Raw genomic sequence first — 24,846 nt, 5'->3', positions numbered from 1 at the left:
CAGACCTCCCTTACTCGGTGCGAGATCAGCTTGCCTGACCTTCGGCGTCGGTCAAGGAGAACTTGGCGCGGGTGCGGTTGGCAAAGGCCACCAGAGTGAGCATCACCGGCACCTCGACCAGCACCCCCACGACGGTGGCCAATGCTGCGCCGGAATTGAGGCCAAAGAGGCTGATTGCCACCGCGACCGCCAGTTCAAAGAAGTTCGACGTTCCGATCAGCGCGCAGGGGGCGGCGATCCGATGTGGCACCCGCATCGCATAGGCGGCGCCATAGGCGATGAAGAAAATGCCATAGCTCTGGATCAGGATCGGCACGGCGATCATGGCGATCACGGCGGGGCGGTTGAGAATGACCTGACCTTGCAGGCCAAACAGGATCACCACGGTTGCGATCAGGCCGATGACCGACAGCGGCTTGATCCGTGCCAAGAAGGCGGCGATACGCGCCTCATCCCCCAGGTGGCTCCGGGTCCAGAGACCGGCCACAAGCGGCAGCAGCACAAACAACACCGCCGAGAGGATCAGCGTGCTCCAGGGCACCTCGATATCGGTAACCCCGAGCAGAAAGGCCACGATGGGGGCAAAGGCCACTACCATGATCAGATCGTTCACCGAGACTTGCAGCAGCGTATAGCTCTCGTCGCCCTTGGTCAGTTGCGACCAGACAAACACCATGGCGGTGCAGGGCGCGGCCCCGAGCAGGATCAGCCCGGCGATATATTGCTGGGCGTCAGCGGGGTTCAAGAAGGGGGCAAAGACCACCTCGAAAAACAGAACGCCAAGGGCGGCCATGCTAAAGGGCTTGATGAGCCAGTTGACCACCAGCGTGATCGCAAGCCCCTTGGGCTGGCGTGCCACATCCCGCAGGCTCTTGGGGTTCACGCCGATCATCATCGGGTAGACCATGGCCCAGATCAGCACCGCCACCACCAGATTGACACTGGCGACCTCGGCGGCGGCGATGGTGTCCACGAGGGCAGGGGAGAGATTGCCAAGCGCAATGCCCGCAACCATGGCCAGCGCCACCCAGATGCTCAGGTATTTTTCAAAGATGCTCATGCCGGGGTGCTTTCTGGTGTTGGGGCGGTCAGGCGACCGGCGATCAGCGCGCTGAGGGCGATCATCACCGTGGCCGTGCCGAGGCAGGCTGCAACGCCGCCCAGTTGATAGGTGAGGCCCGACAGAACAGTGCCCAATAGCCGCCCGCCTGCATTGGCCATGTAATAAAACCCCACATCCATCGTGACCCGTTCGTCCTTGGAAAAGGCGAGGATCAGATAGGAGTGGAGCGAGGAATTCACTGCAAAAAGCGCCCCAAACAGCAGGAGGCCAGCCACCAGCGTCACGGTGAGCCAGAGCGCAGGTCCGCCCGACATCAGCACGGCCGCCGTGAGGACGGCGGGCACCACCGCGAGCATTGCAGCCCAGCGGCGGGCGGCGGCGATCAGGTCAGCCTCACTGCGCGATGGCGCGCGCAGGATGCGGGGCGCGGCGGCCTGCACGGCGCCATAGCAGATGATCCAGATCGCCATGAAGGTGCCGATCATGAAGAATGCCGCGCGGTTGCCCTCTTCGGTGCCGTCCGACAGGACCGCGTAGAAATAGACCGGAATGCCGACCACGAACCAGACATCGCGCGCGCCAAACAGGAACACCCGCGCTGCCGACAGCCAGTTGATATTGGCGGATTTGGAGAACACCTCGGAGAACTTTGCGCCCTTGCGCCCGGTGGGCAGGCCTGCGGGCATCGCAATCAGCACCGCGATCAGGATCAGGCCGAGGATGATCGCCATGCCCAGCGTTGCCCATGTGAACCCCGCCAAGGCGAGCAAGGCTGCGCCCAGCAGGAAACCCAGTCCCTTGACCGCGTTCTTGGAGCCGGTCAGCACCGCCACCCAGCGAAACAGCCCGTCGCCCTCGCGCGGGGCGAGCAGTTTGACGGCAGATTTCGACGCCATCTTGGCCAGATCCTTGGCCACGCCCGACAGCCCTTGAACCGCCATCACGAATGCCACCGAGGTGGCGATCTGCCAGGTGGGATCAAGCTGCGTCAGCGCCACCAGCGCCACCACTTGCAGGCCGAGCCCGGCATAAAGCGTCGTCGTCAGGCCAAACCGCGCCGCGATCCAGCCTGCCGACAGGTTGGTGACCATGCCCGCGATCTCGTACAGGACAAAGAGATAGGCCAGCTGCACCGGGCTGAACCCCAGCGTATGAAAGTGCAACAGCACCAGCATCCGGAGCGCGCCATCGGTCAGCATGAAGGCCCAATAGGCCGCCGTCACCGCCACATAGGCAGCAAGGCCGTTTTGCGCGGGCGTAGAGGTCACAGGCTCTCACCCACCATCAGCGCCACATCCACCAGACGATGCGCATAGCCCATCTCGTTGTCGTACCAGGCGTAGATCTTCACCTGGGTGCCATTCACAACCATGGTCGAGGGCGCATCCACAATGGAGGAGCGCGTGTCATTGGTGTAATCCGCCGACACCAGCGGGCGTTCCTCATAGCCGAGGATGCCGGAGAGCGCGCCGGTCGCCGCCTCCTGGAACATGGCGTTCACCTCCTCGGCGGTGGTTTCGCGGGCCACCTCAAACACGCAATCGGTGATCGAGGCATTCAGCAGCGGCACCCGCACCGCATGGCCGTTCAGCTTGCCCTTGAGCTCGGGGTAGATCAGCGTGATCGCGGTGGCGCTGCCGGTGGTGGTCGGGATCAGGGAGTTGAGCGCAGAACGCGCCCGCCGCAGATCCTTGGCCGGTCGATCAACAATGGTCTGGGTGTTGGTCACATCATGGATCGTGGTGATCGAGCCATGTTTGATGCCGATCCTCTCGTGCAGCACCTTCACCACCGGCGCGAGGCAATTGGTGGTACAGCTTGCGGCGGTCACGATGCGGTGGCGGGCGGGATCATAGATGTCGTCATTAACGCCCATGACGATATTGGCGGCATCGCCATCCTTGACCGGGGCGGAGACCACGACCTTTTTGACGCCCGCCTCAAAATACGGGGCAAGCTTGGCCTCGGTTTTGAAAACCCCGGTGCAGTCGATCACGACATCGACGCCGTCGAGCGGCAGATCCGCGATGCGGGTCTGGTTCAGGACGGGCAGGCGGGTGCCGTCGATGGTGATGCTGTCGTCATCGCTTGTGATTTCCGCATCCCAGCGGCCATGCACCGTGTCGAATTCCAGAAGATGGGCGTGCATCGCCGCATCGCCCACCGCATCGTTGATCCAGGCGATCTGGGCGCCGCGTTCCAGCAGCGGTTTCAGGGCCAGTTTGCCCATCCGGCCAAGGCCGTTCAATGCATAGACGGTCATGTGCTGTCCTTATATTTCCGTGAGGGTCAGGGCGGTGCGGCCTCAGTGGTTGCGCGCGATGTCATCCACCGCCTTTTGTAGTGAAATCCGGTCCAGCTCCGCAAAGGGCAGGGCGGCAAAGGCGCGGATGCGGTTCTTGAGCGTGCCATAGGCCTGCTGGAACGCGAGGCTGCGTTCGGCGTCGGTGCCCTCAGCCTTGACCGGGTCGGGCATGCCCCAATGACCAGAAATGGGCTGCCCCTCCCAGGCGGGGCATTCCTCATTGGCAGCCCCGTCGCAGACGGTGAAGACAAAATCGAACTTCGGCGCGGTGTCGGTGGTGAACTCACTGACGTTCTTGGCGCGCAGCGTGGCTGTGTCATGTCCCTTGTTGCGCAGCACCTCAAGCGCGAAAGGGTTCAGCTCGGAATAGGGTTTGGTGCCGGCCGAGTATGCATTGAAGCGGTCGCCGCCTTCTGTGTGCAGGATAGATTCGGCAAAGATCGACCGGGCAGAGTTGCCGGTGCAGATGAACAGGACGTTGAATTTCGAGTCGGTCATGGCAGGGGTCTCCGGGATCACGTCAGGAAGGACAGGCATGCAGAGTTCGGGGCGGCCACGGCAGCAATCGAAAAACAATGCATCGAGCATTTCGCGCATGCCTTTCATATCCACCTGATAGTTGAGCCATGTGCCCTCGCGGGTTTGCGTCACCAATCCGGCCTGCATCAAAGCAGACAAATATGACGACAATGTACTGGGCTTCACATCCAGCGCAGCGCCGATCTCACCGGCTGGGACACGGTCGGGATAGCGACGCATCAACAGCCGAAACACCAAAAGGCGCTGAGGGTGTCCAAGAACGGACAGACGAAGGGGAATCTCTTTTTCCATATTTCGCGTTTTATCGAAATAAAAATCGATAGCAAGAAAAACCTGAGCGGAGAGCGGTTAAATTCCTCTGCCAGCGGTCGAAGGCGTGTTGCTATCACCATATCTGCAAACAGCTGTCGCGTTGCCATGGTTTTGGATTTTTCACACTTAGCCGAAGGGGCTCTGGTAGGGGTGAGTCTCGCTGCGGTGCGTAAAAGTTTAACGACCCGGCGCACGGTTAAGGGATCTTAAATCCGGCGAAATGTGGCAATAGTGACAATTTTGGGCGGTGGGACCCCATGTTTTGCGGAGAAATTACCCCCCAAACCGAGGACAATCGGCTCTGATCGATGCGATAAACGATACAATTTGTTTTAAAATACAGGCTATTAGTGAGAATTTGTCCAAATTGTTAACTTTTCCGCCTGCAATTTCTTAATTTTCTGGCATCTTGAACTGCATCTGACCTGGGGGGGTTAAGATTTGTTAAGACTGACACAATCAATCCATGTTTTGGTCCAAGGCCAACAGGGACCAGCCATATTCCAGCCGCACGCCTGAACGAGTGTGTGAATGTGGGAATATGGAGTGGAAACATGAGACTATTGCTTGCGATAGTCGCGGCATGCCTGTCGTTAGGTGTGTCCGGGACAGCTATAGCGAAAGATGGTAGAGCCAGCAGTCTTCCGGGGTGGGAAGCTGTTGGCAGACTGAATATCGCCGGAAAATATATGTGCACCGGTACACTGATTGCACCAAACCTCGTGCTGACAGCAGCGCATTGCGTCTATGATGCGCGGACCGGTCAACGGATAAATCCGCGCGGGATCCGCTTTGAGGCGGGACTGGACGGTCGCAAAGTGAAAGCGGCGCGTTCGATAGCCAAAGCGGTGGTGCATCCGTCCTATCAATTTCGTGCAGGCGGAGATGCGCAGCTTGGCAGCGATATTGCAGTCTTGCGTCTGTCGCAGCCGATCAATCGCTCTGATATCCGACCCTTTGCCATGTCTGCCAGAGCGGATCGGGGCGCGAATGTGGATGTGCTGTCATACAGCTACACAAATGCAACCCGTGCGAACCGAGAGCAAAACTGTCAGGTGCTGTCGCGACGCACACGGACACTCGTGATGTCGTGCCGAGTCGACTTCGGTGCTTCTGGTGCGCCGGTTCTGGAGATCATTCCGGGCCAGCCCCCCAAAATCGTCTCTGTGATTTCGTCAAAAGCTGCGATGGGGCAACGCCGGGTGTCCATTGGCACTACATTGGACCGGACCCTGCGCGCGATGATGCAAAACGCGATCTGACATCAAAGGTTTGAGGACTGGATAGCCTCAGCCCGCCAAAAGGGCAGGTTGGTGGCTAGAACGTTCCAAATACGGATGACATGATCCGGCGCCAGAATGGCGACCGGGTATTGTCATATCCGCTCCTATGGCTCCCGGAATGCTTCGCGGGATTTATAGAGCGGTTTCAGCAGATAGGTCAGGATGGTCTTTGACCCCGTCTGCAGTTCTGCGGTGGCCCGCATACCCGGGCGAATTTCGATTTGTTGCTGACGCGCTGTCAGGCTAGAGCGATCGACGCGCACAGTGACACGATAAAAGGGCGCTGCACGCGGGTCGCGCTCATCTTCAAATGTATCTGCCGAAACAACATCAACCTTGCCCCGAAGCGAGCCGTAGATCGTGTAGTCATAGGCGCTGAGCTTGATGGTTACATCCTGTCCACGCTGCACATTGGCGATGTTTTCGGGTTTTACCCGTGCTTCAACAAACAACTCTTCCCCCAGCGGAATGATCTCGAGGATCTCATCGCCCGGGCGCACAACGCCGCCGATGGTGGTGACGGCGAGACTGTTCACGATGCCTGCCATGGGCGAAGTGATCACCGTACGGTTCAGCTGATCGCGGGCCAGTCGTTGTTCCTGCCGCAGCGATGTCAGCAGGCGCAGTGTCTCGGAGTATTCCTCAGCCAGAGTGAGCTCCGCCTGCGTGCCGATCTCGTCGAACTTTGCCTGTGCATCGCTCACTTTTTTCTTGGCTTCATTCACCTCAAGCAGCGCGACAATCTTCTGTTCGTGCAGGGACTTCAGGTTCGAAAGCTCGTTCTTGAGTTGGCGCAGAATGTCTTCGGCGCTATTGCGGCGGCTGTCATAGTCGCTCTGGCGGGCCTTCAGGAGCGCGCGTTCAGAGGCGAGGATATCGGGGGACCGACTGGCCAGCGCATCGGGGACGGCAAATTCATATGCGCCCTCGATCTCGGCTTCCAGACGGTATTGTTTGATTTCCAACCCGTCGATCTGGTCTTGCAGGTCGTCAGAGGCGGCGCGGAACTTGGTGTCCTGCAGTTTGGCGAGGATCTGACCCGCCTGAACTGTGTCCCCTTGGCGAACATAAAGTTCGGCGAGAATGCCGCCCTCAAGGTTCTGCACGATCTGGGAGCGTGATGAAGAGACCACTTGCCCATCGGCGCGCACGATCTCATCCACAGAGGCAAAACCTGCCCATGTGACGAACAAGACCAGCACCAGCGCCACCAGTTTGATCATACGGCTGGCGCCATGGGTGCCTTCAAGGATGTCCATGTCTGCTGCGATGCTCATGAGGCTTTGCTCCCCCCGTTCAGATGCGCCAGAACCTCGTCCCGCGGCCCGTCCACGACCATCCGACCCGCCTGCAGGATCAAGGTGCGGTTCGTCAGCGACAGGATCGGCATACGGTGTGTGGCGATTATGGCGGTGCGGGTACCAAGCCAGCTGTCAAGGCGGCTCACCAAGGTGCGCTCCAGCGTCTGGTCCAGAGCGGCGGTCGGTTCGTCCAGAATGACAACGGATGGGTTTTGCAGATGCAGACGCGCCCAGCCCACGGCCTGACGCTGACCGATGGACAGGCCCGCGCCGCTGTCACCGATCTGCAGGTCCAGTCCGCGCGGATGCGACTTCACAAACGGTGCAAGCCCCGCAAATTCCAGCGCTTCCATCACCCGCTCGTCTTCATGCGGTAGATAGGACAGATTGAGGTTGTCGCGCAATGTGCCCGCAAAGAGCCGCACATCCTGACCCAGATAGCCAATGTTGCGCCGCAGGTCGCGCGGTTCAATCTGGCTCATGTCGGTGCCATCCAGCATCACGCGACCTCGTTCAGGCGTGTAAAGCCCCGCGAGCAGTTTCAGGAGCGTGGATTTGCCGGAGCCATTGACGCCAAGGACTGCAACCCGCTGACCGGGGATCACGGCAACGGCAGGCACATCGACTGTCGGGGCGCTGTCCGCATCGTAGCGAAACACCACCTCGCGCAGCTCAAAGCCGCCTTCAATGGTTTCACGGCGCAGATATGCACGCCCCTTTTCGCGTTCCTGTGGTGCGGCGGCAATTACGTCGAGCGCATCCAGAGCCGCGCGCACGTTGCTCCAGCGTGCAAGCGTGCCCGCAAATTGCGTGAGCGGCGCCAGAGTGCGGCTGGTGAGAATACCGGTGGCAATGATGGTGCCGACAGTGAATTCACCGGCAAACACCATGTAAGTGCCCAAGATCACCGCACAAATATAGGTGGCTTGCTGCACGCCCTGAGACCAGTATGTCAGCGCGCTCGAAAGCTTCCGCTGCCCGTTGGAGGCCTGTGATGACAACAGGTTCAGCTCATCCCAAAGCCGCAGAACACGCTCCTCGCCGCGTTGGGTCTTGATGGTTTCCATCTCGCTGACCACCTCATGCAGCAAACGGCCGCTCTTGGCGGAAGCGCCCTGCGCTTGACGGGTCATCGCCAGCATTTTCTTCTGTATGAAATAGGCGGGCAGCAGCATCAGCACGCCGCCAATCATGATCACATAGACCACCGGACCACCAATGGAGGCCACCAGCAGCAAGAACACCGCGATGAACGGTACATCGGCCAATGTCGACAGCGTCGAGGATGTAAAGAACTCGCGCACCGAGGAAAAATCCCTCAACGCCGCAAAGAGCCCAGAAGGGGGCAGGGGGCTTTGGTCCATCTTCAGACCGATCACTCGGCGCATCAATTTGTGCTGCACCGCCATATCGATCTGGCGACCGGCTGCGTCGGTGATGCGCGCGCGCGCCAGCTTGAGCACGCCTTCCATCCCGATGGCCAGCAAGGCACCGATGGCGAGCACCCAAAGCGTCGCCTGCGACTGATGCGGAACGACGCGGTCATAGACCTGCAAGGAGAACAACGCCACGGCCACGGCCAGCACATTCGCCACCAGAGAGCCCAGCATAATTTCGCCCATCTGCCTGCGGTACTTGGGGAATTCGCCCCAGAACCAATGCGAGGTATCTAGCTGCGGCGTGTGGCGCTGCGTCAATTGCGACAGTGTCGCGCGTGTGGTCAGGATCTGGCCCGTAAAATAGGGCATGAACTCCTGCGTTGGGATCTCTGCACGATTATCGGGGCAGGAGGTGTCATGGACCGCAAAGCCAGCTTTGCCTTGTGAAAGGACTAGAACCGGTTGGCCACCTTGCATGATCGCGATGCCGGGCCAGTGCTGAGGCTTGGGGGTTTTGATCTGCTGCACACGCGCTTTCAGACCGGATGTAATCAGCGCGCTCATCATGGCCTCGGGGCGCAGGGAGGCCGGGCCACTGGCCTGCAGCTGCTCCAGCATATCCTGAGGGCTCAGCGTGCAGCCGCGCAGGGCTGCAAGACGGCACAGCATCTGCGCCCGTGCTTTCAATCGGCTCTGATGATCGTCGGATGCGGCGTCATGCGACGGGAGAGCTCTTGGCGCGGGCGCGACCTGAGCATCTTCCTGAGCTGTCTGAGCAGGCTCTACGCATTCCGCAGTTTCTGGCGCGCGCGGCAGGTCGGGTACATCTGCGCTGGCCTGCGAAACGGGTGTTTTTTCTTTTTTCTGCAAAAACTTAGGCAGAGAGGCTTTGCCCTCGGGTTGCGCCGGAGCAGAGGCAACCCGTTCTGGCTCGCTCAGCGGTGCGATCATGGAGATCTTCACCGGGCCATTTGCATCATTGGCGGCGGCGCTGCGCCGTTTGCGCGTCAGATTGGGGGAAATCGAAGACAACTTCAGCCCGCGTTTGGCGGGCTTGGTTGTGGGCGATGTCGGAGTTTGGTTGTCCTGATCCGTCAAATCTTGTCCCCATCTGCAAGCAGACCCAGAGAGGCGGCAAGTGCCAGTTGGATCATGACCACTTCGTATTTCGCGTCGATATAGGCCTGTTCCCGCTTTACCAGTTCTTCGTAGATCGGGATCACATCCATGACCGGACGCTGCCCGGCCTCAAACTGGGCTTTGAACAGATTATATGTTTCGCGGCTGGCTTTTGAGAGCGCCAGCGCCTCGCGTTCCTGACGGCGATAGGACGCCAGACGTTGCATTTCGCGGCTGTATTCGCGCCGCGCTTCTTCTTCGGCTTCGCCAATACGGCGCAGCGCCGCCTCTTTTGAGGCTTCGACCGCGTGCAAGGCCGCAGGGGTGCCAAACCCCAACGGTTCGGCAAGGTTCAACAGCACGCCCGCGCCGCTGCCTTCGCTGCCAACCTGACCGGTTGCTGAGACCTGCGGCAACAGACCTGCGCGTTCCATTTTGGCCTGCTCAATGGTGCGGGTCGCTTCGGATTGCGCTTTGAGTACACTCAGGTAGTTGCGGCCATCTGGCGGCAAGCTCATGTTAAGACGCTGCGGTGACGCGGAAAAACTCTGTCCGGTCATCGCCTCCAGCTCTGCGCGCGCAGTGCGGGCAGCATCGTTTGCGGTGGCCATGCTTGACTGCATGCCACTGATTTTGGACTGCACCACATTGAGATCGGAGCGGTCAGAGACACCGCCGTTCACCCGCCCCACAACCACACGCTCAAAATCGCGCATGGTGCGGATGGCGCGGTGGGCGTAGGCGGCTTTCTCGTCGCCGCGCAGACCCGAAACATAGAGTGAAAGCGCGGATTTAACGCGGTCATTCATATCAGCCGACAGGGTCACGGCTGCAACCTCGACATCGGCAGCGGCAAAAGCGCGTTCTGCCTTGCGTCGGCCATTGTCGAACAGAACCTGCTCCAGCAGCATGCTTGCGACCATCTCGCCCAGATCATTCAGGCTGACGCTGGGGCGCAAGGATGGGAGCCAGTTTTTTGATTTCGCTTCAGCGCGCAGTTTGGCGCTGATCAGTGCCGCCTCGGAGGCGCGCGCGGAGGCAGAAAGCGCAGCAGTTGCGACCGTATCGTAGGTGCTGCCGTTCTCAAGAAGAGATTGCCGCTGCATAAGTGCGGTGATGACTTCGGATTGCGGAGCATCCTCAGCCTGCGCGAAATTGCTGCGCGCTGCGGTGCCGTCCTGCGTACCCGACGTGGTGCCGGGGAGTGGCAGACCACACGCCGTCAGGCTGCACAGAAGTGCAACGGCAGAAATGCGTCGTGCCAGAGCCATAGATATCCCTCGTGCCTCAGAGTATCCCGTGGTTTGTCCACGGGTTATCGCGGTCGCGCAGCCCGTTGCGATGCCATTGAACGGCGGCAACAGGCTGCGCGATGCATTCTTAGATAAGCGTACCGTTCAGGCTGATACCGGCATCTTCTTCGATCAACACGGTTGCATCGCCAATCACATAGGCGCTGTAGCCATCGACCGTCGATGTGACCTCTGTCGCGCCATTCAGCGTGACTTCGTGGTTCACATTCGCCAGCTCGTCTGCCCGGATCGTCAGGGTGTCGGAGTTGTTCGACAGATCCTTGATCAGGTCTTCGGTCAGAACAAGGTTGGCCCCGTCCGTGCCGTTTTCGAACACCAGATCGATTGCGTCGATGTTGAACCCGTCCAAACCAGAGAGCAGGCTTGCGCTGGGGTTTTCTTGGTCGATCACCAGGGTCGAGGACTTGTTGCCCGCGTCATCGGTGCTTTGAACGATCAGGTTGGCGCCGTCTGAGATCGGAGTGTCGAGGTCGAGTTTATCGATCCCAGCAATTCCCGAGGCCGTTTCCGCCGCACCCACCTGTGTCGCGTTACCACTGCTGTCGAGCGAGTACAGAGACCGGGCGTCGCCAGAGTCATCAAGGTAGATGTCGTGGATTTGGCCCGCAATGGCGGTCGTTCCGGCGAATTCTGGCGTGTCATACAGCGTATCGATGCTGATCGGCTGCACGAGTGTGTCGACGTTGCCTGCAGGGTCGGTCGCCGTGACAGTGGCGTTTAGCCCACCTTGCGGGAAGGTACCGATATCATCGCCATCGACGGTCAGGCTCCAGTTGCCATTTCCATCCACCGTCGCATCATGCGTGGTGCCGTTGATCTCAACCGAAACACTGGACCCCTGCTCGACTGTCCCCTGCAGGGTAAAGCCTTGCTGCATATCCTCAAGGTTCACGTTCACCGTGTCGTTTTGATCCGCAGAGGTGTAGTTCACCACTTCGGTATCCAACGCGACTGTATCGGTGTCGGTTTCGGTGTTGCCAGCATCATCGCTGATTGACGCGGTCACATCCAGATTGTCAGTGCCCTCAGGGATCTCACTTGCGGCAAAGTCATAGGACCAGTTGCCGTTTGCATCCGCGACAGTGGTGCCGCTTGCGGTGCCGAGGGTGACGGTGACAGTCTCGCCTGCCGTCGCGGTCCCTGTGATGGTAACCCCATCCGCACGCTCGTTCTTGTTGATGATGTCGTCAGTCTCGATCGGCGCGTCGCTGAGCTTCACAAAACCTGCGTCGGTGTCGACGCGGATAGAGGACGTTGTCGTATCGGTGTTACCAACCGCATCGGTCGAGGTCACGGAAATGGACGTGTCATATTCGCCATCGGGCAGGGTGCCCGGCTCATAGGTTACGGTCCAGTTGCCGCTGTTGTCAGCGGTTGTCGTGCGGGTGACACCTTCGATGAGAACCTCAACAGTTGCGCCTGCTTCTGCGGTGCCGGTAATGGCAACGCCTGCGGCGGATTCTGTTGCGTTCACAATGTCATCACCACCGGCAAGACCAGTGTCGATGGTCACTTCGGTCTCGGTGTCCACTTTGATCGTGGAGGAGGCCGTCGCGGTGTTACCCACTGCATCGGTGGAGGTCACGGAGATATCCGCATCATATTCCCCATCCGGCAGGCTGCCGGATTCGTAAGTAACGCTCCAGTTGCCGTTGGCGTCTGCGGTTGTGGTCCGTGTCACCCCTTCGACAACGACCTCGACAGAGGAGCCCGCTTCGGCGGTGCCGGTGATCGCGACGCCAGCGCCTGCCTCAGCTGCGCTGACAATGTCATCGCCGCCTGCAAGGTTGCTGTCGATGGTGACTGCGGCTTCTGTGTCGATGGCAATGGTGGACTGCGTGGTGGCGCTATTGCCTGCTGTATCGGTGGATGTCACTGAAATATCAGCGTCATATGTCCCACCGGGCAGGGTGCCAGTCTCATAGGTCACCGACCAGGTGCCATTGCTGTCGGCTGTGGTGGTGCGGGTGACGCCCTCCACGACCACTTCGACCGTCGCGCCCGCTTCGGCGGTGCCGGTGATGGCAACGCCTGCGGCAGCAGCGGCCTCAGCTGCGTTGACGATATCGTCACCGCCTGACAACCCGGAATTCACAGCGACCGAGGTCTCCGTGTCCACTTCCAACACATCCTGCGTCACGGTGCTGTTGCCGTGGGGATCTGTGGTGGTGATCTTGATGTCGGTTTCGTATTCGCCGGTGCGAATTTCGTCCGGGGTAAAGGTCAGCGTCCAGTTGCCATCGCCGTCGACGGTGGTGGTGTGGCTGTTGCCTTCGATTTCCAGAGTAACCGTCGCGCCGGGTTCACCGGTCCCGCTGATGATGGTCCCGCTTTCCTGTTCATCGCCATTGACGATGTCATTCACGGACTGAGTGCCTTCGGTGATAACGACCGTTGGCGGTTCCGTGTCGATGTCGATGGTGGGGCCATCGAGATCATCATAGGTGGTGCCATCGGGCGCCACGACGTCCACGGTGGTCTCATATACGCCATCGTCGGGCAGATCATCGGTCGGGAAATCAACAGACCAGGTCCCGTCGTCACCAACGGTTGTGGTGCCGGTCACGCCGCCAATGTCTACTTCTACGGTGGAGCCGGGCTCGCCCGTGCCAGAGATCGTCACCCCATCCGGGTCACCTTCTGGGACGTCATAGGTGCCATCGGCGTCGTTTACGGTCGGAACGATGGGGCCACCATCTCCGCCACCGCCGCCACCGTCTCCGTCACCACCGCCGCCGGCGATGATAGCGGCACCTGCTGCGGCTGCACCCAGACCGCCGAGGCCACCAAGGAACGGGGCCGCAACCAGCGGCGCAACCACTGGTTCGATACGATCAACGTCAAGGAAGACCATGTCGTCGTAAGCGCTCCACTTGCCAGAAAGGTCAAGCGGCTCATAGCTCGCAAACAACATGCCATCGGCTTTGTCTTCGAGAACAACCTCGATGAAATCGCCTTCATCGCTCAGGAAAAGATTTTTGGGGCCGGAGGTTGCGGTGTCATAAAACCCGTCCAGCTCGACGATGGTGCCGTCGGCAAGGGTAATATGCAGATCGCGGCCACGCCGGGTGTAGCTCTGCACATCGCTCGGATCGAGGTTGAGAGAGATATCCTTGGCGTCGGTGGTTGAAATGACGGAGGGGGACCCTTCTGCAGAGGTCCCATGCTGATTGGTACCCGAAGCGTTGCGGGTAATAAATGCAACGGTGCTCATGCTTAACTGCTCACTTTATAACGCGCACGCGGTATGAATCACCTCGCGTCGCTTGGTTCATTAGCCTGTATGTGTCTGCCTTATGCCGACTTTGCGGCGTTATTGAGGTTAATATGCATTCAACTTAGTTTACCTGTCCAGACCGTGTTTGGCCCTCAGTGCCCGGTTTGAAGCCATAGCGTGCCTCAAACACCTCACTTTTGGTCAGGCACGCCAATGCGTGTCCTCGATCCCGTAGAAATACTGCAACTCGTTAATATTAGATTAACCATAATTCTGGCGGAAACGGACAGGGCCTGCGGGCGGCTAGCCCATGTGTGGCGCTCGTTGAGGAGTTGACCGTTGGGCTGTGTCAAACACGCATGTCGCATAAAATTGAAGCAAAGTGACGTGTAAATTTACCAGCGTTAACCGAAAATATACCAAACTTTGGTATCAAGAGTGGCATATGTAGTGTATGCTACGAATAAAACAGATCCGACGCTAAGCCCCTTGGCAGCGGTGGAATCCCTCCTACCATCAGGTAGAGGCTGGGATGCCGACTGGTAACGCGGCCCAATGCGCCGAGCAGACTCAAATAACAACGACAAACGCGGATACCTTTATGGCCCTCGTCAGGCCGCTCTTTTCGCGTGCAATCCCTGAACCCAGGAGGACGGGTAACGACGTTAACCAGGAGGCGAGACCCCGATGAATAAAGTTGCAGAGCTTTTTGCAGAGGCCTATGGCCAGACGCGCGAGCAGGAAATGTCTTTGCAGGACTATCTCACGGCCTGTCGCGATGATCCCAGCATGTATGCCAATGTCGCAGAACGCATGTTGAAGGCCATCGGTGACGAGGAACTGGTAGACACATCAAAGGACGCCCGATTGGGGCCGATCTTCCAGAACCGGACGATCAAACGCTACTCAGCCTTCAAGGACTTCTACGGCATGGAGGACACGGTCGAACGGATCGTGGGTTATTTTCGCCATGCCGCACAGGGGCTCGAGGAACGTAAACAGATCCTCTATCTGCTGGGGCCGGTTGGCGGCGGCAAGTCATCGCTTGCGGAACGGATAAAGCGCATCGTCGAGGATCAGCCGATCTACGTCCTCAAAGCCGGCGATCAGATGTCGCCCATCTTTGAAAGCCCGCTGGGCCTGTTTGATCCCGTCCGCATGGGCAAGCTTCTTGAGGAAGAATACGGCATTGCCACCCATCGTTTGCCGGGCCTGATGTCACCCTGGGCGGTGCAGCGCCTTGATGAGTTCGAGGGCGACATCAATAAGTTCACAGTTGTGAAACTGCACCCCTCGCGCCTGCGTCGCATCTGTGTCGCCAAGGTCGAGCCGGGGGACGAGAACAATCAGGACATCTCCACCCTCGTCGGCAAGGTCGATATTCGCCAACTGGAACACTACAGCCAGGACAATCCGGATGCCTACAGCTTTTCCGGTGGTTTGAACCGGGCCACGCAGGGTGTGCTTGAATTTGTTGAGATGTTCAAAGCGCCGATCAAGATGCTGCACCCGCTGCTGACCGCCACGCAGGAAGGCAACTACATGGGGACCGAGAGTTTCGGCGCGATCCCCTTCAACGGTCTGATCCTTGCGCATTCCAACGAGAGCGAATGGCAGACGTTCAAGAACAACAAGAACAACGAGGCCTTTATCGACCGAGTGTCGATCGTGAAGGTGCCTTACTGTCTGCGGGTCTCGGACGAGGCGCAAATCTACGAAAAACTGATCCAGAATTCCGAGCTGCGCGAAGCGCCTTGTGCGCCGGAAACCCTCAAAATTCTCAGCAGGTTCTCGGTGCTGACGCGTCTGAAGCCGCATGAGAACTCAAATCTCTACTCCAAGATGCGGGTCTATGATGGCGAGAGCCTGAAAGACACCGATCCCAAGGCCAAGACCGTGCAGGAATATCAAGACCGCGCTGGCGTCGATGAGGGCATGAACGGGGTTTCCACCCGCTTTGCCTTTAAGGTGCTGTCGTCAGTCTTCAACCACGACACCAAAGAGGTCGCAGCCGATCCGGTGCATCTGATGTATGTGCTGGAAGGGATGATCAAGCGCGAACAATTCCCGCAGGAGACGGAACAGAAGTACCTGGAGTTCATCAAGACCGAGCTTGCGCCGCGCTATGAGGAGTTTATCGGTAACGAGATTCAGAAGGCCTATCTGGAGAGCTATACCGAATACGGCCAGAACGTCTTTGACCGTTATATCTCTTATGCGGATGCTTGGATCGAAGAGCAGGACTATAAAGACCCCGATACCGGGCAGCTCTACGACCGTGAGGTGCTGGACGCGGAACTCTCGAAAATCGAGAAACCGGTGGGCATCGCCAATCCCAAAGATTTCCGCAACGAGGTTGTGAAATTTGCTCTGCGGCACCGCGCCAACACCGGTTCGAACCCGGCGTGGAATTCTTATGAAAAGCTGCGCGATGTCATTGAAAAGCATATGTTCTCTCAGGTTGAGGAGCTGCTTCCAGTGATTTCTTTCGGGTCCAAGAAGGACAGCAAGACCGAAAGCAAGCATCAGGAGTTCGTCGAGCGCATGCGCGCCCATGGCTACACCGACAGGCAGGTCCGACGCCTTGTTGAGTGGTACATGCGGGTGAACAAGGCGGGCTAACAGGCGGGAGGTGTCTTCATGCACCACTTCATCGACAGGCGCGCAAATCCAAAGGGCAAAAGCTTGGGGAACCGGCAACGGTTCCTCAGACGTGCGCGCGAAAATATCAAGGAACGCGTGGATCGCTCGGTGCGGGAAAAATCCATTGGCAGCGGCGAGAGCGTTCCGGAAAATGGTGAAAAAATCACCATTCCCTCTAAGGGGTTAAAAGAGCCACGTCTATATCATGGCCCCGGCGGAAATCGCCAATATGTGCTGCCGGGCAATAAGGATTTTGTCGTCGGAGACACCATTGACCGCCCCCAAGGTGGCGCAGGCGAGGGAGGGCGCAAGGCCTCTGAGGATGGAGAAGGTGATGACGAATTTTCCTTTACCCTGACGCGGGATGAGTACCTTGAAATCCTGTTTGACGGGCTGGAACTGCCCGATCTGGTGGAAAAGGCCACCGTTGAGACTGAAACCATCGGCACGCGTCGCGCGGGCCTGACCACCGCAGGCACCCCCAATAACCTCAATCTGGTGCGCACCATGCGCAACTCGTTGGGCCGTCGCATTGCTCTGCAGCGCCCCACAACCAAGAGCCAGCGCGAGCTGGAGGCGCAGATTGCCGAGTTGGAAGAATTGGAGGAGCGCTCACCCAGTCAAGAACAGGTGCTGGCGGAGCTCGCCGCAAAACTCGACGGTATCATGCGCAAACGCCGCGTCGTGGGCTACATCGACCCGCTGGATCTGCGGTATGATACCTTTGTGCCGGAAAAAATCCGCAACTCCCGTGCGGTGGTGTTCTGCCTGATGGATGTCTCCGGCTCCATGCAGGAGCGCGAAAAGGATCTGGCGAAACGGTTTTTCCTCTTGCTGCATCTGTTCCTGACGCGCGGCTATGAGCACACCGAAATCGTATTTGTGCGCCATACCCATTATGCGCAGGAAGTGGATGAGGAGACGTTCTTTTACGCCCGCGAAACTGGCGGGACGATTGTCTCTACGGCGCTGGAAAAGATGAAGGAAATCATCGACGAACGCTACCCACCGGATGAGTGGAACATCTATGGCGCGCAGGCCTCGGACGGGGAGAATTTTGGCAATGACTCCGTGCGTTGTCGTAAAATCCTGACCGAGCAACTGCTGCCGATGTGCCAGTTCTACGCTTATGTCGAGATTGTCGAAGAAAGCGCGCAGATGCTGTTGGACAATACCGAGGCGGGCGAGGATCTGTGGCAGAACTACCGGCAAGTCAAAGCGGCCTGCAGGCATTTTGAGATGCAGCGTGTCTCTGAGCCGGGCCACATTTACCCGATCTTCCGAGAGTTCTTCCTGCCCAAGGTGAAAGGCTGACCCATATGGAGACCGCAAAAACCACCACCACACCGCTGTTCGATGGGCCAGAGTGGACCTTCGAGCTCTTGGAAAAAGCGCGCGATGCGATTGAGAAAATCGCATTGGGTGATTTGGGACTGGACGTCTATCCCAACCAGATTGAGATCATCTCGGCCGAGCAGATGCTGGATGCCTATTCCTGTGTCGGGTTGCCGTTGATGTATCAGCATTGGTCGTTCGGCAAACATTTTGCCCGCGACGAGGCGCTCTATCGCACGGGGCGTCAGGGCCTTGCCTATGAAATTGTCATCAACTCCAACCCCTGCATCAGCTACAATATGGAAGAGAACACCATGGCGATGCAGACACTGGTGATGGCGCATGCGGCCTTTGGGCATAACCACTTCTTCAAGAATAACTATCTGTTCCAGCAATGGACTGATGCGGATGGCATTCAGGATTATCTGGCCTTTGCCAAAAACTACATTGCCGCCTGCGAGGAGCGCTATGGCTTTGACGCGGTGGAGGAAATTCTGGACGCAGCCCATGCGCTACAGTCGCAGGGTGTCTTTCGCTATGGTCGCCCGCCCAAACCGACGATCGAGGAACGCCGCGCCATGCAGCAGTTGCGCGAGGCCTACGAGAAGGGGCAAAGCGCGCTGGATATCTGGACGGATGCAACGCTGGGGCTGAAGCGCGATCCAGACGCGCAAGATGAGGATCTGGATCACTCTGAGCGGCGCAAGCGCATGAACCTGCCGCAGGAAAACATCCTCTATTTCCTTGAGAAACACAGCCCCGTGTTGGAGCCGTGGCAGCGCGAAATCTTGCGCATCGTGCGGATGCTGGCGCAGTATTTTTATCCGCAGAAACAGACCAAGGTGATGAATGAAGGCTGCGCGACTTTTGTGCATTACTACATCATCAACGCGCTTTATGATCAGGGTCTTGTGACTCAGGGCGCCTTAATGGAGATGATGCACAGCCATACAAATGTGGTGATGCAACCGGAGTATGACGACCCGCGTTACTCCGGTATCAACCCCTATGCGCTGGGCTTTGCGATGATGCAGGACATTCGCCGAATCTGCGAGGAGCCGACCGAGGAGGACCGCGAATGGTTCCCGGATATTGCGGGCGATCCTGACTGGCGTGGGGTGTTGCGCAATGCCTGGGCCAACTACCGCGACGAGAGTTTTATTCAGCAGTATCTATCGCCGCACCTGATCCGCAAGTTTAAGCTGTTCACGCTGACGGATGATGAGACGCATCCAAAGCTGGTGATCAGCCAGATCCATAATCGCGCAGGCTATAAGGCCATTCGCCGCGATCTCGCGAAGCAATATGATCTGGCCTATATCGAACCCGATATTCAAGTGAGCGATGCGGATCTAAAGGGGGACCGCACGCTCAAGCTTACTCACAAAGTGCGCGACAATGTGCATCTGGCCGAGGCAGACCGGGACGAGGTTCTAAAACACCTGCGCCGGCTCTGGGGGTATGACGTGAAGCTCGACGCGGTTGCGGATGGACCGCAGTAGGCCCCGTAAGAGGTGACAAAGAAAAAGGCGGACCACCGGGGCCCGCCTTTTGCGTTTCAGATCAGTGTGATCAGAATTCGACCACGGCGCGGATGGATTTACCCTGATGCATCAGCTCGAACCCTTCGTTGATCTGGTCCAGCGTCAACTTGTGGGTGATCATGGGGTCGATCTCGATTTTGCCGTCCATGTACCAATCCACGATCTTTGGGACATCCGTGCGACCAGAGGCCCCACCAAACGCCGTACCGCGCCACGAACGGCCGGTGACCAGCTGGAACGGACGGGTGGAAATCTCAGCGCCTGCGGGCGCAACACCGATGATAATGCTCTCGCCCCAGCCCTTGTGGGCGGCTTCAAGCGCGGTGCGCATGACATTGACGTTGCCAGTGGCGTCAAAGGTGTAATCGGCACCGCCGCCGGTGAGCTCCACTAGGTGCGCCACCAAATCGCCCTCAACTTCGGAGGGGTTCACAAAGTCGGTCATACCGAATTTCTCGGCCATCTCGACCTTGCCGGGGTTGAGGTCAACGCCCACGATCTGATCCGCGCCAGCCAGACGTAGGCCCTGAATGACGTTCAGACCAATGCCGCCGAGGCCAAACACAATAGCGGTAGAGCCGATTTCGACCTTGGCTGTGTTGATCACCGCACCGATGCCGGTGGTGACGCCGCAGCCGATGTAGCAGACTTTGTCAAAGGGGGCGTCCTCACGGATCTTGGCCAGCGCGATTTCGGGCACCACAGTGTGGTTGGCGAAGGTGGAACAGCCCATGTAGTGGTGGATCGGCGTCCCATCAGGAAGCGAGAAACGAGTGGTGCCATCGGGCAGGAGGCCCTGACCCTGCGTGGAGCGGATCGCCTGACAGAGGTTGGTCTTGGGGTTGAGACAGTAATCACACTCGCGGCACTCGGGCGTATAAAGCGGGATCACGTGATCGCCGGGTTTCAGGCTTTTGACGCCTTCGCCCACCTCGATCACCACACCTGCGCCCTCATGGCCCAGGATCGCCGGGAAGATACCTTCGGGGTCATCGCCAGAACGGGTGAACTCATCCGTATGGCACAGGCCGGTGGCCTTGATCTCTACCAGAACCTCACCCGCCTTTGGGCCTTCGAGGTTCACTTCCATGATTTCCAGCGGCTTGCCTGCTTCGAGGGCCACTGCGGCGCGGGTCTTGATCATCACTTTGTCCTTCTTCTCAGACTTTTCAGACCGTTACGCCCGTGTTTGGAATGGCAGGGCAGGCGTAAACAAACGGGTCTTGGCTCTTGAGATCGCAGTTGCGACCGTATTTTGCGGGGCCGTTGGGCGCTGCACCAGTGGGTTCAGGGGTACATCACGCCAAGGGGCGTGCGCAACCATCGAAAACCACGGCAGGCGGCGCGTGATAGCGGTCCTCATACCTATAGCGGGCGCATGAGAGGGGAGAGGTGCTCAAAACCGACGCAAGCATAGTGTGCTGCGTCACAAGCACGCCTGCGCTCAAGTTTCCGTGGAGTGGCTTGAGATTGCTTGCAGTCATGTCCATCTTGGGGGAGACGCAGGATAACGCTATAGGCTGTTTCTGCAGCAAGGTTGTGGGAGGCACAGACAGATGAACATCGGTGATGTTGCGGCCAGGTCGGGTCTCCCGGCCAAGACAATCCGCTACTATGAGGACATCGGTCTGATTTGCCCAAATCGCAGCGCCAATGGCTACCGCTGCTTTGAAGAGCGCGATCTGCACAAACTGGCGTTCCTGGGTCGCGCACGCGCGCTTGGCTTTTCGATTGAGGACTGCCGCCTGCTGCTGGGTCTCTACGAGGACGACAGCCGTGCGAGCGCGGACGTAAAGCAGCTGGCGCAGGCGCATCTGAGCAAGATCGAGGAAAAGATCAATGATCTGGAGGCGATGCGCGCCACTCTGAGTGAGTTGATCACCTGCTGTTCTGGCGATAATCGCCCCGACTGTCCTATCCTGAAGGACCTGTCGGGCGAATGTGAAGGCGCGGGCTAAAGCCGCCCGCGTTTGATGCTCTAAGCTTCTGATGCATTTACCCCCTGAGGCGTCGCGCAGCAGGGGGCGGTTTTACAATGCGTTGGGCCAGAATGGATTTGACCAAGCACGCTGGCCCGCTCGATCAATCACCGTGACCCGCAGCCACGGGCTGTCTTGCAAGCGCCCAAGTTCGACGGTCGTGTCCGTCAGGCTTTCACCGCATACATCCATCGTGGCGTTGTTGTAGCCCTGAACGATCACGGTGCTTGCGGCGGAACTTTTAACGCGAATCTTATCGCCTTCATACCAGATGCCGTGGATTTCGGGGCCTTGTGAGGCGTAGAATTGCCCTGCTTTTAACGCAGCAAGGAGGTCTTCGGGAGTGTTGGCCACGGCCTTGACCATGACCCAGCCGCCAAAGGCATCGGGGCCCTTGAAGTGGGCATCGTCCGTTGCGATCAGGTTCAATTTGCGCCCTTCGCTCAGCAGCAGTTCCAGTATGGGCATGCCGGTGCCACGATCCGACAGGGTGTGACAGCCGTGGTTGTAGACTTCTACGGCATGGGCCGCGTCGATGCTGCGGGCGTCGTGCTCGGTCAGGCCAGACCATTGGGGATGAGCGATGGCGACAAACGCTCCGGCCTCGCGTGCGCGCTGGGCGATTTCGGGGCCGGTTTCCTGACCGTCTACGGGTTGAAAGTCAGGCGTGTGTGAGGGGGCGAAGTCTGCGGGCACGCCAACCGCAAGCAGGTGCCACAACTCGCCATTGTCCTGCGCGCCAGAGTGCATTTCGATCCCCAGAAGCGTTGTGAATTGCGCGTCGCGGTAAGGGGTGGTGTCTGTGATCGGATAGTCCCATCGCCCCACGAAGTGATCGGTCAGAGAGATAAAATCATATCCTTGCGCCTTGTATCGGCGACACACCTCAGCCGGCGGCAGTGCACCATCAGAGACATCGGAATGCGTATGGAGATTGCCACGGTAGAAATTGCCCGGTGCATTGAAGGGAGGAAGCAGCATGGAGTTTTCATCTTTTTAAAACTGTATGCGCCACCGCCTAGCATCACATTGCTACAAGCAGATGACTTTCAGATGACACTGGTGCGGAGAATCGTAGTACGTCGTTCTCAATATGTTCAAACGTTGCTGTGACGCCCTGTCCCGGGAACGCGCGCGTTTAGCGATATTTTTGTGGTGAAAGTTCGAGCAGTTCGCCGGTGCAGGGCTGATATCCTGTGCATCGGTTGCCTGAAGGCCACTCAAAGTGGCGATGGCGGCGTGAGGTTGTCGACGAAATCGAAGGGGGACGAAGCGGATATCCTTCACGAGATTAGGGTAGGAGGGGCATGACTCTTCACCGCAAAATGCATGCAAAAACCCGCATGTTATCAAGACTTTCCCGCGTCGATCTCCCCCTTTGATTGCATATGAATCATTTTGTTTAGCTACCTTAGGTTGTGCATAATTTACCTTCGTTAAATTCGTGATTTATCCGTTTGCACTTTGTTAACTCGTTGCATTGATGGGGTTTTCTCAAAGGAATTATTTTTTGTTTGTCGGTTCGGGTATTTGCTGTTTTAATGGTTGCCGTAAGGCTGCAGGCGCTTATTTATCTGTTTTTTTGCTCTTGTGGTTCGCGTAACTTGTATGGCGAGAGTATCCAATGGTTGTAGTTTTGAAAGTTCGTCAATATGGCGCGTTTGGTGTTTATCGGCCAGACGGAGAACCAATTCAACTTGGCGCAAAACATCAGGCGCTTATGGCTCTGATGATTACCGCCGAAGAAGGCATTCGAACTCGGGCGTTTCTTGAGCATACGCTGTGGAGTTTTGCCCAGCCCGAGCAGGCCAAAGCAAGCCTGCGTACGGCATTGTCTACCCTGCGAAAACACATCGGACCCTCCGCGTCGGCTGCGCTGCGCGCCAACCGGGAACGGGTGACGCTTGATCTCAGTATGATCGAAGTGGAACAGGACACATCACGCGGAGAATTTATGGAAGGCTTTGAACTTCCACATGAACATGCCTTTGCCGACTGGTTGGCAGAGATGCGATCGCAGAGTGCAAACACCGCAACATCTGTGCAAGAGCAGCCTTGGGCACCGCGCGACAGAAGCCGCGTCATATTGGACGAATTGCTGCCGTCGATTGCAGTATTGCCTTTTGCCCAGCGCTCACCGGGTGGGGCGAGCGCGCCACTTGGTGCGATCTTGTCCGAAGAATTGTCACGGCAACTATCGCGTAGTCAGGCCTTTTCCGTCACATCCTACATGGCGTCCCGGCAATTCAGCATCGAAGAGGTGCGCCCCGCAGAAGTTTCCTCAATTGCCGGGGTCAGTTACCTCGTTTCCGGCTCTGTTTTTGTGAGCGGTCATGATTTCATTTCGCAAATTGATTTGCATGACGCGCATCGTGAAAAAGTCATTTGGTCGCGGGAGTTTCGCGGGAGTCTTTCAGATCTCTTAATGGGGCAGAGCGGGTCTTTGCGTGATGCCACCAGCCAAATTGGCCAAACCGTTGTTGGAGAGGCCGTGCGATTGGTCAGTTTTCGACCGCTTTCCAATCTCGCCAATCATACATTGCTGATGGCCGCAATCGTGATGATGCAGAGCAAACATCACGATCAGTTTGAGAAGTCGAACGAGATCCTCGACACGCTGATGGAACGCGAAATGCATCACCCCGTCGTTCTGACATGGGCAGGCATTTGGCAGGTGATGCGGGTTCAAAAGGGGCTGTCGGACGATCGTCGCAAAAGCACCCTGATGGCGGAGAACCTTGCCAATGCAGCGCTGGCGCAGGATCCGGCGTTCTCTCTGGCCCATACGCTCAAGGGAATGATCGCGAGCTATCTGACGTTTGACTTCGACAATGCGCAATACTCCTACGACAAGGCGTTGCAGGACAATCCAAACGAGGCTCTGGCGCTGTTGTTGAAGGGGGCGACCCGCGCCATGCAGAACCGCCCGGATGAGGGGGTGTTGCTGACAGAGGCGGCGCGCAAACTGACCCCGCTGGGGCCGCAGCGGTACTATTTTGATTCACTCGCAGCCTCGGTGAGCCTGGCGGCACGCGATTACAATCGTGCGATAGAACTGGCAGATCAGTCGCTGCAGGAGAATGACAGCTATCCATCGACCTTACGTACCAAAGCGATTGCTCTGCAGATGTCGGGCCGCGTACAGGAGGCGCGTGATGTGGTCGAGTGCCTGATGAAGGTCACGCCGGATTTTTCACTGTCGCGCTACATGCAGGAACATGCTGCCGCCTTCACCCCATCCGGCCCTGATTGGGCCAGCGCGCTGCGGGAGGCAGGTGTTCCAGAATAACACCTACCCGCCACCACTCAGGCAATGCCCCTTTGGAACCGCATGGTTTTGAAGGGGTTTTTTCGGTGAATATGCACCCTGCAGGGCCCGTAGTTGTCGGGCTTACGAGTTGGTAACTATGTGTTCTCAAAGAATATCTGAGCATTTTTTGAGGGAGGCGGCATTTTTTCGGAAAAACCTCTTGCAGCCCCTCCAAACTGTCATTAGAAGGCCCCTCACAGACA

Annotated in this window: 16 protein-coding genes; 6 read left to right on the top strand and 10 right to left on the bottom strand. The window is 58.1% G+C overall.

The window, feature by feature from the left end; all coding sequences use genetic code 11:
• Positions 1-25: 25 nt before the first annotated feature.
• The 4 genes from arsB to QNI81_RS10510 are packed head-to-tail and all read right to left on the bottom strand — an operon-like array spanning position 26 to position 4,199.
• A complete protein-coding gene (arsB, locus tag QNI81_RS10525; protein ID WP_283966472.1) occupies positions 26-1,060 on the bottom strand; it encodes an ACR3 family arsenite efflux transporter in 1,035 nt (344 codons plus the stop codon).
• Complete coding sequence (gene arsJ, locus QNI81_RS10520) at positions 1,057-2,331, bottom strand: organoarsenical effux MFS transporter ArsJ (RefSeq protein ID WP_239325172.1); 1,275 nt, start codon at positions 2,329-2,331, stop codon at positions 1,057-1,059. Before arsJ ends, arsB begins: the two co-directional genes overlap by 4 nt.
• On the bottom strand, positions 2,328-3,326 hold the full coding sequence (locus QNI81_RS10515) for an ArsJ-associated glyceraldehyde-3-phosphate dehydrogenase (protein WP_283966471.1): 999 nt from the start codon (positions 3,324-3,326) through the stop codon (positions 2,328-2,330). Before QNI81_RS10515 ends, arsJ begins: the two co-directional genes overlap by 4 nt.
• Positions 3,327-3,368: 42 nt before the next feature.
• The gene (locus tag QNI81_RS10510; RefSeq protein WP_283966470.1) at positions 3,369-4,199 is read right to left on the bottom strand and encodes an arsenate reductase/protein-tyrosine-phosphatase family protein; all 831 of its coding nucleotides are present in this window, start codon (positions 4,197-4,199) and stop codon (positions 3,369-3,371) included.
• Between the two features lie 710 nt (positions 4,200-4,909).
• Between QNI81_RS10510 and QNI81_RS10505 the strand changes: the two genes are divergently transcribed.
• Complete coding sequence (locus QNI81_RS10505) at positions 4,910-5,482, top strand: trypsin-like serine peptidase (RefSeq protein WP_005613981.1); 573 nt, start codon at positions 4,910-4,912, stop codon at positions 5,480-5,482.
• A 125-nt stretch (positions 5,483-5,607) separates the two neighbouring features.
• On the opposite strand, the gene QNI81_RS10500 is transcribed toward QNI81_RS10505, so the two are convergent.
• The 4 genes from QNI81_RS10500 to QNI81_RS10485 form a co-directional block, all read right to left on the bottom strand.
• Complete coding sequence (locus tag QNI81_RS10500) at positions 5,608-6,780, bottom strand: HlyD family type I secretion periplasmic adaptor subunit (RefSeq protein ID WP_009177800.1); 1,173 nt, start codon at positions 6,778-6,780, stop codon at positions 5,608-5,610.
• Positions 6,777-9,281 carry a type I secretion system permease/ATPase gene (locus tag QNI81_RS10495; RefSeq protein WP_283966469.1) on the bottom strand — a complete coding sequence of 835 codons (2,505 nt, stop codon included), beginning with the start codon at positions 9,279-9,281 and terminating at the stop codon, positions 6,777-6,779. The genes QNI81_RS10500 and QNI81_RS10495 overlap by 4 nt, the downstream gene beginning before the upstream one ends.
• Positions 9,278-10,573 carry a TolC family protein gene (locus QNI81_RS10490; RefSeq protein ID WP_283966468.1) on the bottom strand — a complete coding sequence of 432 codons (1,296 nt, stop codon included), beginning with the start codon at positions 10,571-10,573 and terminating at the stop codon, positions 9,278-9,280. The genes QNI81_RS10495 and QNI81_RS10490 overlap by 4 nt, the downstream gene beginning before the upstream one ends.
• Positions 10,574-10,682: 109 nt before the next feature.
• Positions 10,683-13,829: an Ig-like domain-containing protein gene (locus QNI81_RS10485; RefSeq protein WP_283966467.1), complete on the bottom strand. Its 3,147-nt coding sequence runs from the start codon at positions 13,827-13,829 to the stop codon at positions 10,683-10,685.
• Positions 13,830-14,519: 690 nt separating this feature from the next.
• Here QNI81_RS10485 and QNI81_RS10480 point away from each other — a divergent pair.
• The 3 genes from QNI81_RS10480 to QNI81_RS10470 are packed head-to-tail and all read left to right on the top strand — an operon-like array spanning position 14,520 to position 19,312.
• On the top strand, positions 14,520-16,454 hold the full coding sequence (locus tag QNI81_RS10480) for a PrkA family serine protein kinase (protein WP_283966466.1): 1,935 nt from the start codon (positions 14,520-14,522) through the stop codon (positions 16,452-16,454).
• Positions 16,455-16,472: 18 nt separating this feature from the next.
• Positions 16,473-17,789, top strand: a complete 1,317-nt coding sequence (locus QNI81_RS10475; RefSeq protein ID WP_283966465.1) for a YeaH/YhbH family protein — start codon at positions 16,473-16,475, stop codon at positions 17,787-17,789.
• A gap of 5 nt (positions 17,790-17,794) precedes the next feature.
• Positions 17,795-19,312: a SpoVR family protein gene (locus QNI81_RS10470; RefSeq protein WP_225261791.1), complete on the top strand. Its 1,518-nt coding sequence runs from the start codon at positions 17,795-17,797 to the stop codon at positions 19,310-19,312.
• Positions 19,313-19,382: 70 nt separating this feature from the next.
• Here QNI81_RS10470 and QNI81_RS10465 read toward each other — a convergent pair whose 3' ends face one another.
• Complete coding sequence (locus tag QNI81_RS10465) at positions 19,383-20,495, bottom strand: S-(hydroxymethyl)glutathione dehydrogenase/class III alcohol dehydrogenase (RefSeq protein ID WP_039983327.1); 1,113 nt, start codon at positions 20,493-20,495, stop codon at positions 19,383-19,385.
• A gap of 415 nt (positions 20,496-20,910) precedes the next feature.
• On the opposite strand from QNI81_RS10465, the gene cueR reads away from it, so the two are divergent.
• A complete protein-coding gene (cueR, locus tag QNI81_RS10460; RefSeq protein WP_283966464.1) occupies positions 20,911-21,312 on the top strand; it encodes a Cu(I)-responsive transcriptional regulator in 402 nt (133 codons plus the stop codon).
• Positions 21,313-21,384: 72 nt separating this feature from the next.
• On the opposite strand, the gene QNI81_RS10455 is transcribed toward cueR, so the two are convergent.
• On the bottom strand, positions 21,385-22,314 hold the full coding sequence (locus QNI81_RS10455) for a CehA/McbA family metallohydrolase (protein WP_283966463.1): 930 nt from the start codon (positions 22,312-22,314) through the stop codon (positions 21,385-21,387).
• Positions 22,315-22,957: 643 nt separating this feature from the next.
• Here QNI81_RS10455 and QNI81_RS10450 point away from each other — a divergent pair.
• Positions 22,958-24,622 carry a transcriptional regulator gene (locus QNI81_RS10450; protein WP_283966462.1) on the top strand — a complete coding sequence of 555 codons (1,665 nt, stop codon included), beginning with the start codon at positions 22,958-22,960 and terminating at the stop codon, positions 24,620-24,622.
• Positions 24,623-24,846 lie beyond the last annotated feature (224 nt).

Origin of the sequence: Tritonibacter sp. AK171 (genome assembly GCF_030127025.1) — a bacterium.
GTDB lineage: Bacteria > Pseudomonadota > Alphaproteobacteria > Rhodobacterales > Rhodobacteraceae > Epibacterium > Epibacterium mobile.
Note: the sequence above shows the minus strand (reverse complement) of the source record. Positions and strands in the feature narration are given on the sequence as shown.

Excerpts from the sequence above, each read along its gene's own strand:
- QNI81_RS10475 (WP_283966465.1), top strand. The coding sequence starts at position 16,473 with ATGCACCACTTCATCGACAGGCGCGCAAATCCAAAGGGCAAAAGCTTG.
- arsB (WP_283966472.1), bottom strand. The coding sequence starts at position 1,060 with ATGAGCATCTTTGAAAAATACCTGAGCATCTGGGTGGCGCTGGCCATG.
- QNI81_RS10490 (WP_283966468.1), bottom strand. The coding sequence starts at position 10,573 with ATGGCTCTGGCACGACGCATTTCTGCCGTTGCACTTCTGTGCAGCCTG.
- QNI81_RS10505 (WP_005613981.1), top strand. The coding sequence starts at position 4,910 with ATGTGCACCGGTACACTGATTGCACCAAACCTCGTGCTGACAGCAGCG.
- QNI81_RS10450 (WP_283966462.1), top strand. The coding sequence starts at position 22,958 with ATGGTTGTAGTTTTGAAAGTTCGTCAATATGGCGCGTTTGGTGTTTAT.
- QNI81_RS10485 (WP_283966467.1), bottom strand. The coding sequence starts at position 13,829 with ATGAGCACCGTTGCATTTATTACCCGCAACGCTTCGGGTACCAATCAG.
- cueR (WP_283966464.1), top strand. The coding sequence starts at position 20,911 with ATGAACATCGGTGATGTTGCGGCCAGGTCGGGTCTCCCGGCCAAGACA.
- QNI81_RS10515 (WP_283966471.1), bottom strand. The coding sequence starts at position 3,326 with ATGACCGTCTATGCATTGAACGGCCTTGGCCGGATGGGCAAACTGGCC.
- QNI81_RS10470 (WP_225261791.1), top strand. The coding sequence starts at position 17,795 with ATGGAGACCGCAAAAACCACCACCACACCGCTGTTCGATGGGCCAGAG.
- QNI81_RS10455 (WP_283966463.1), bottom strand. The coding sequence starts at position 22,314 with ATGCTGCTTCCTCCCTTCAATGCACCGGGCAATTTCTACCGTGGCAAT.
- QNI81_RS10510 (WP_283966470.1), bottom strand. The coding sequence starts at position 4,199 with ATGGAAAAAGAGATTCCCCTTCGTCTGTCCGTTCTTGGACACCCTCAG.
- QNI81_RS10480 (WP_283966466.1), top strand. The coding sequence starts at position 14,520 with ATGAATAAAGTTGCAGAGCTTTTTGCAGAGGCCTATGGCCAGACGCGC.
- QNI81_RS10500 (WP_009177800.1), bottom strand. The coding sequence starts at position 6,780 with ATGAGCATCGCAGCAGACATGGACATCCTTGAAGGCACCCATGGCGCC.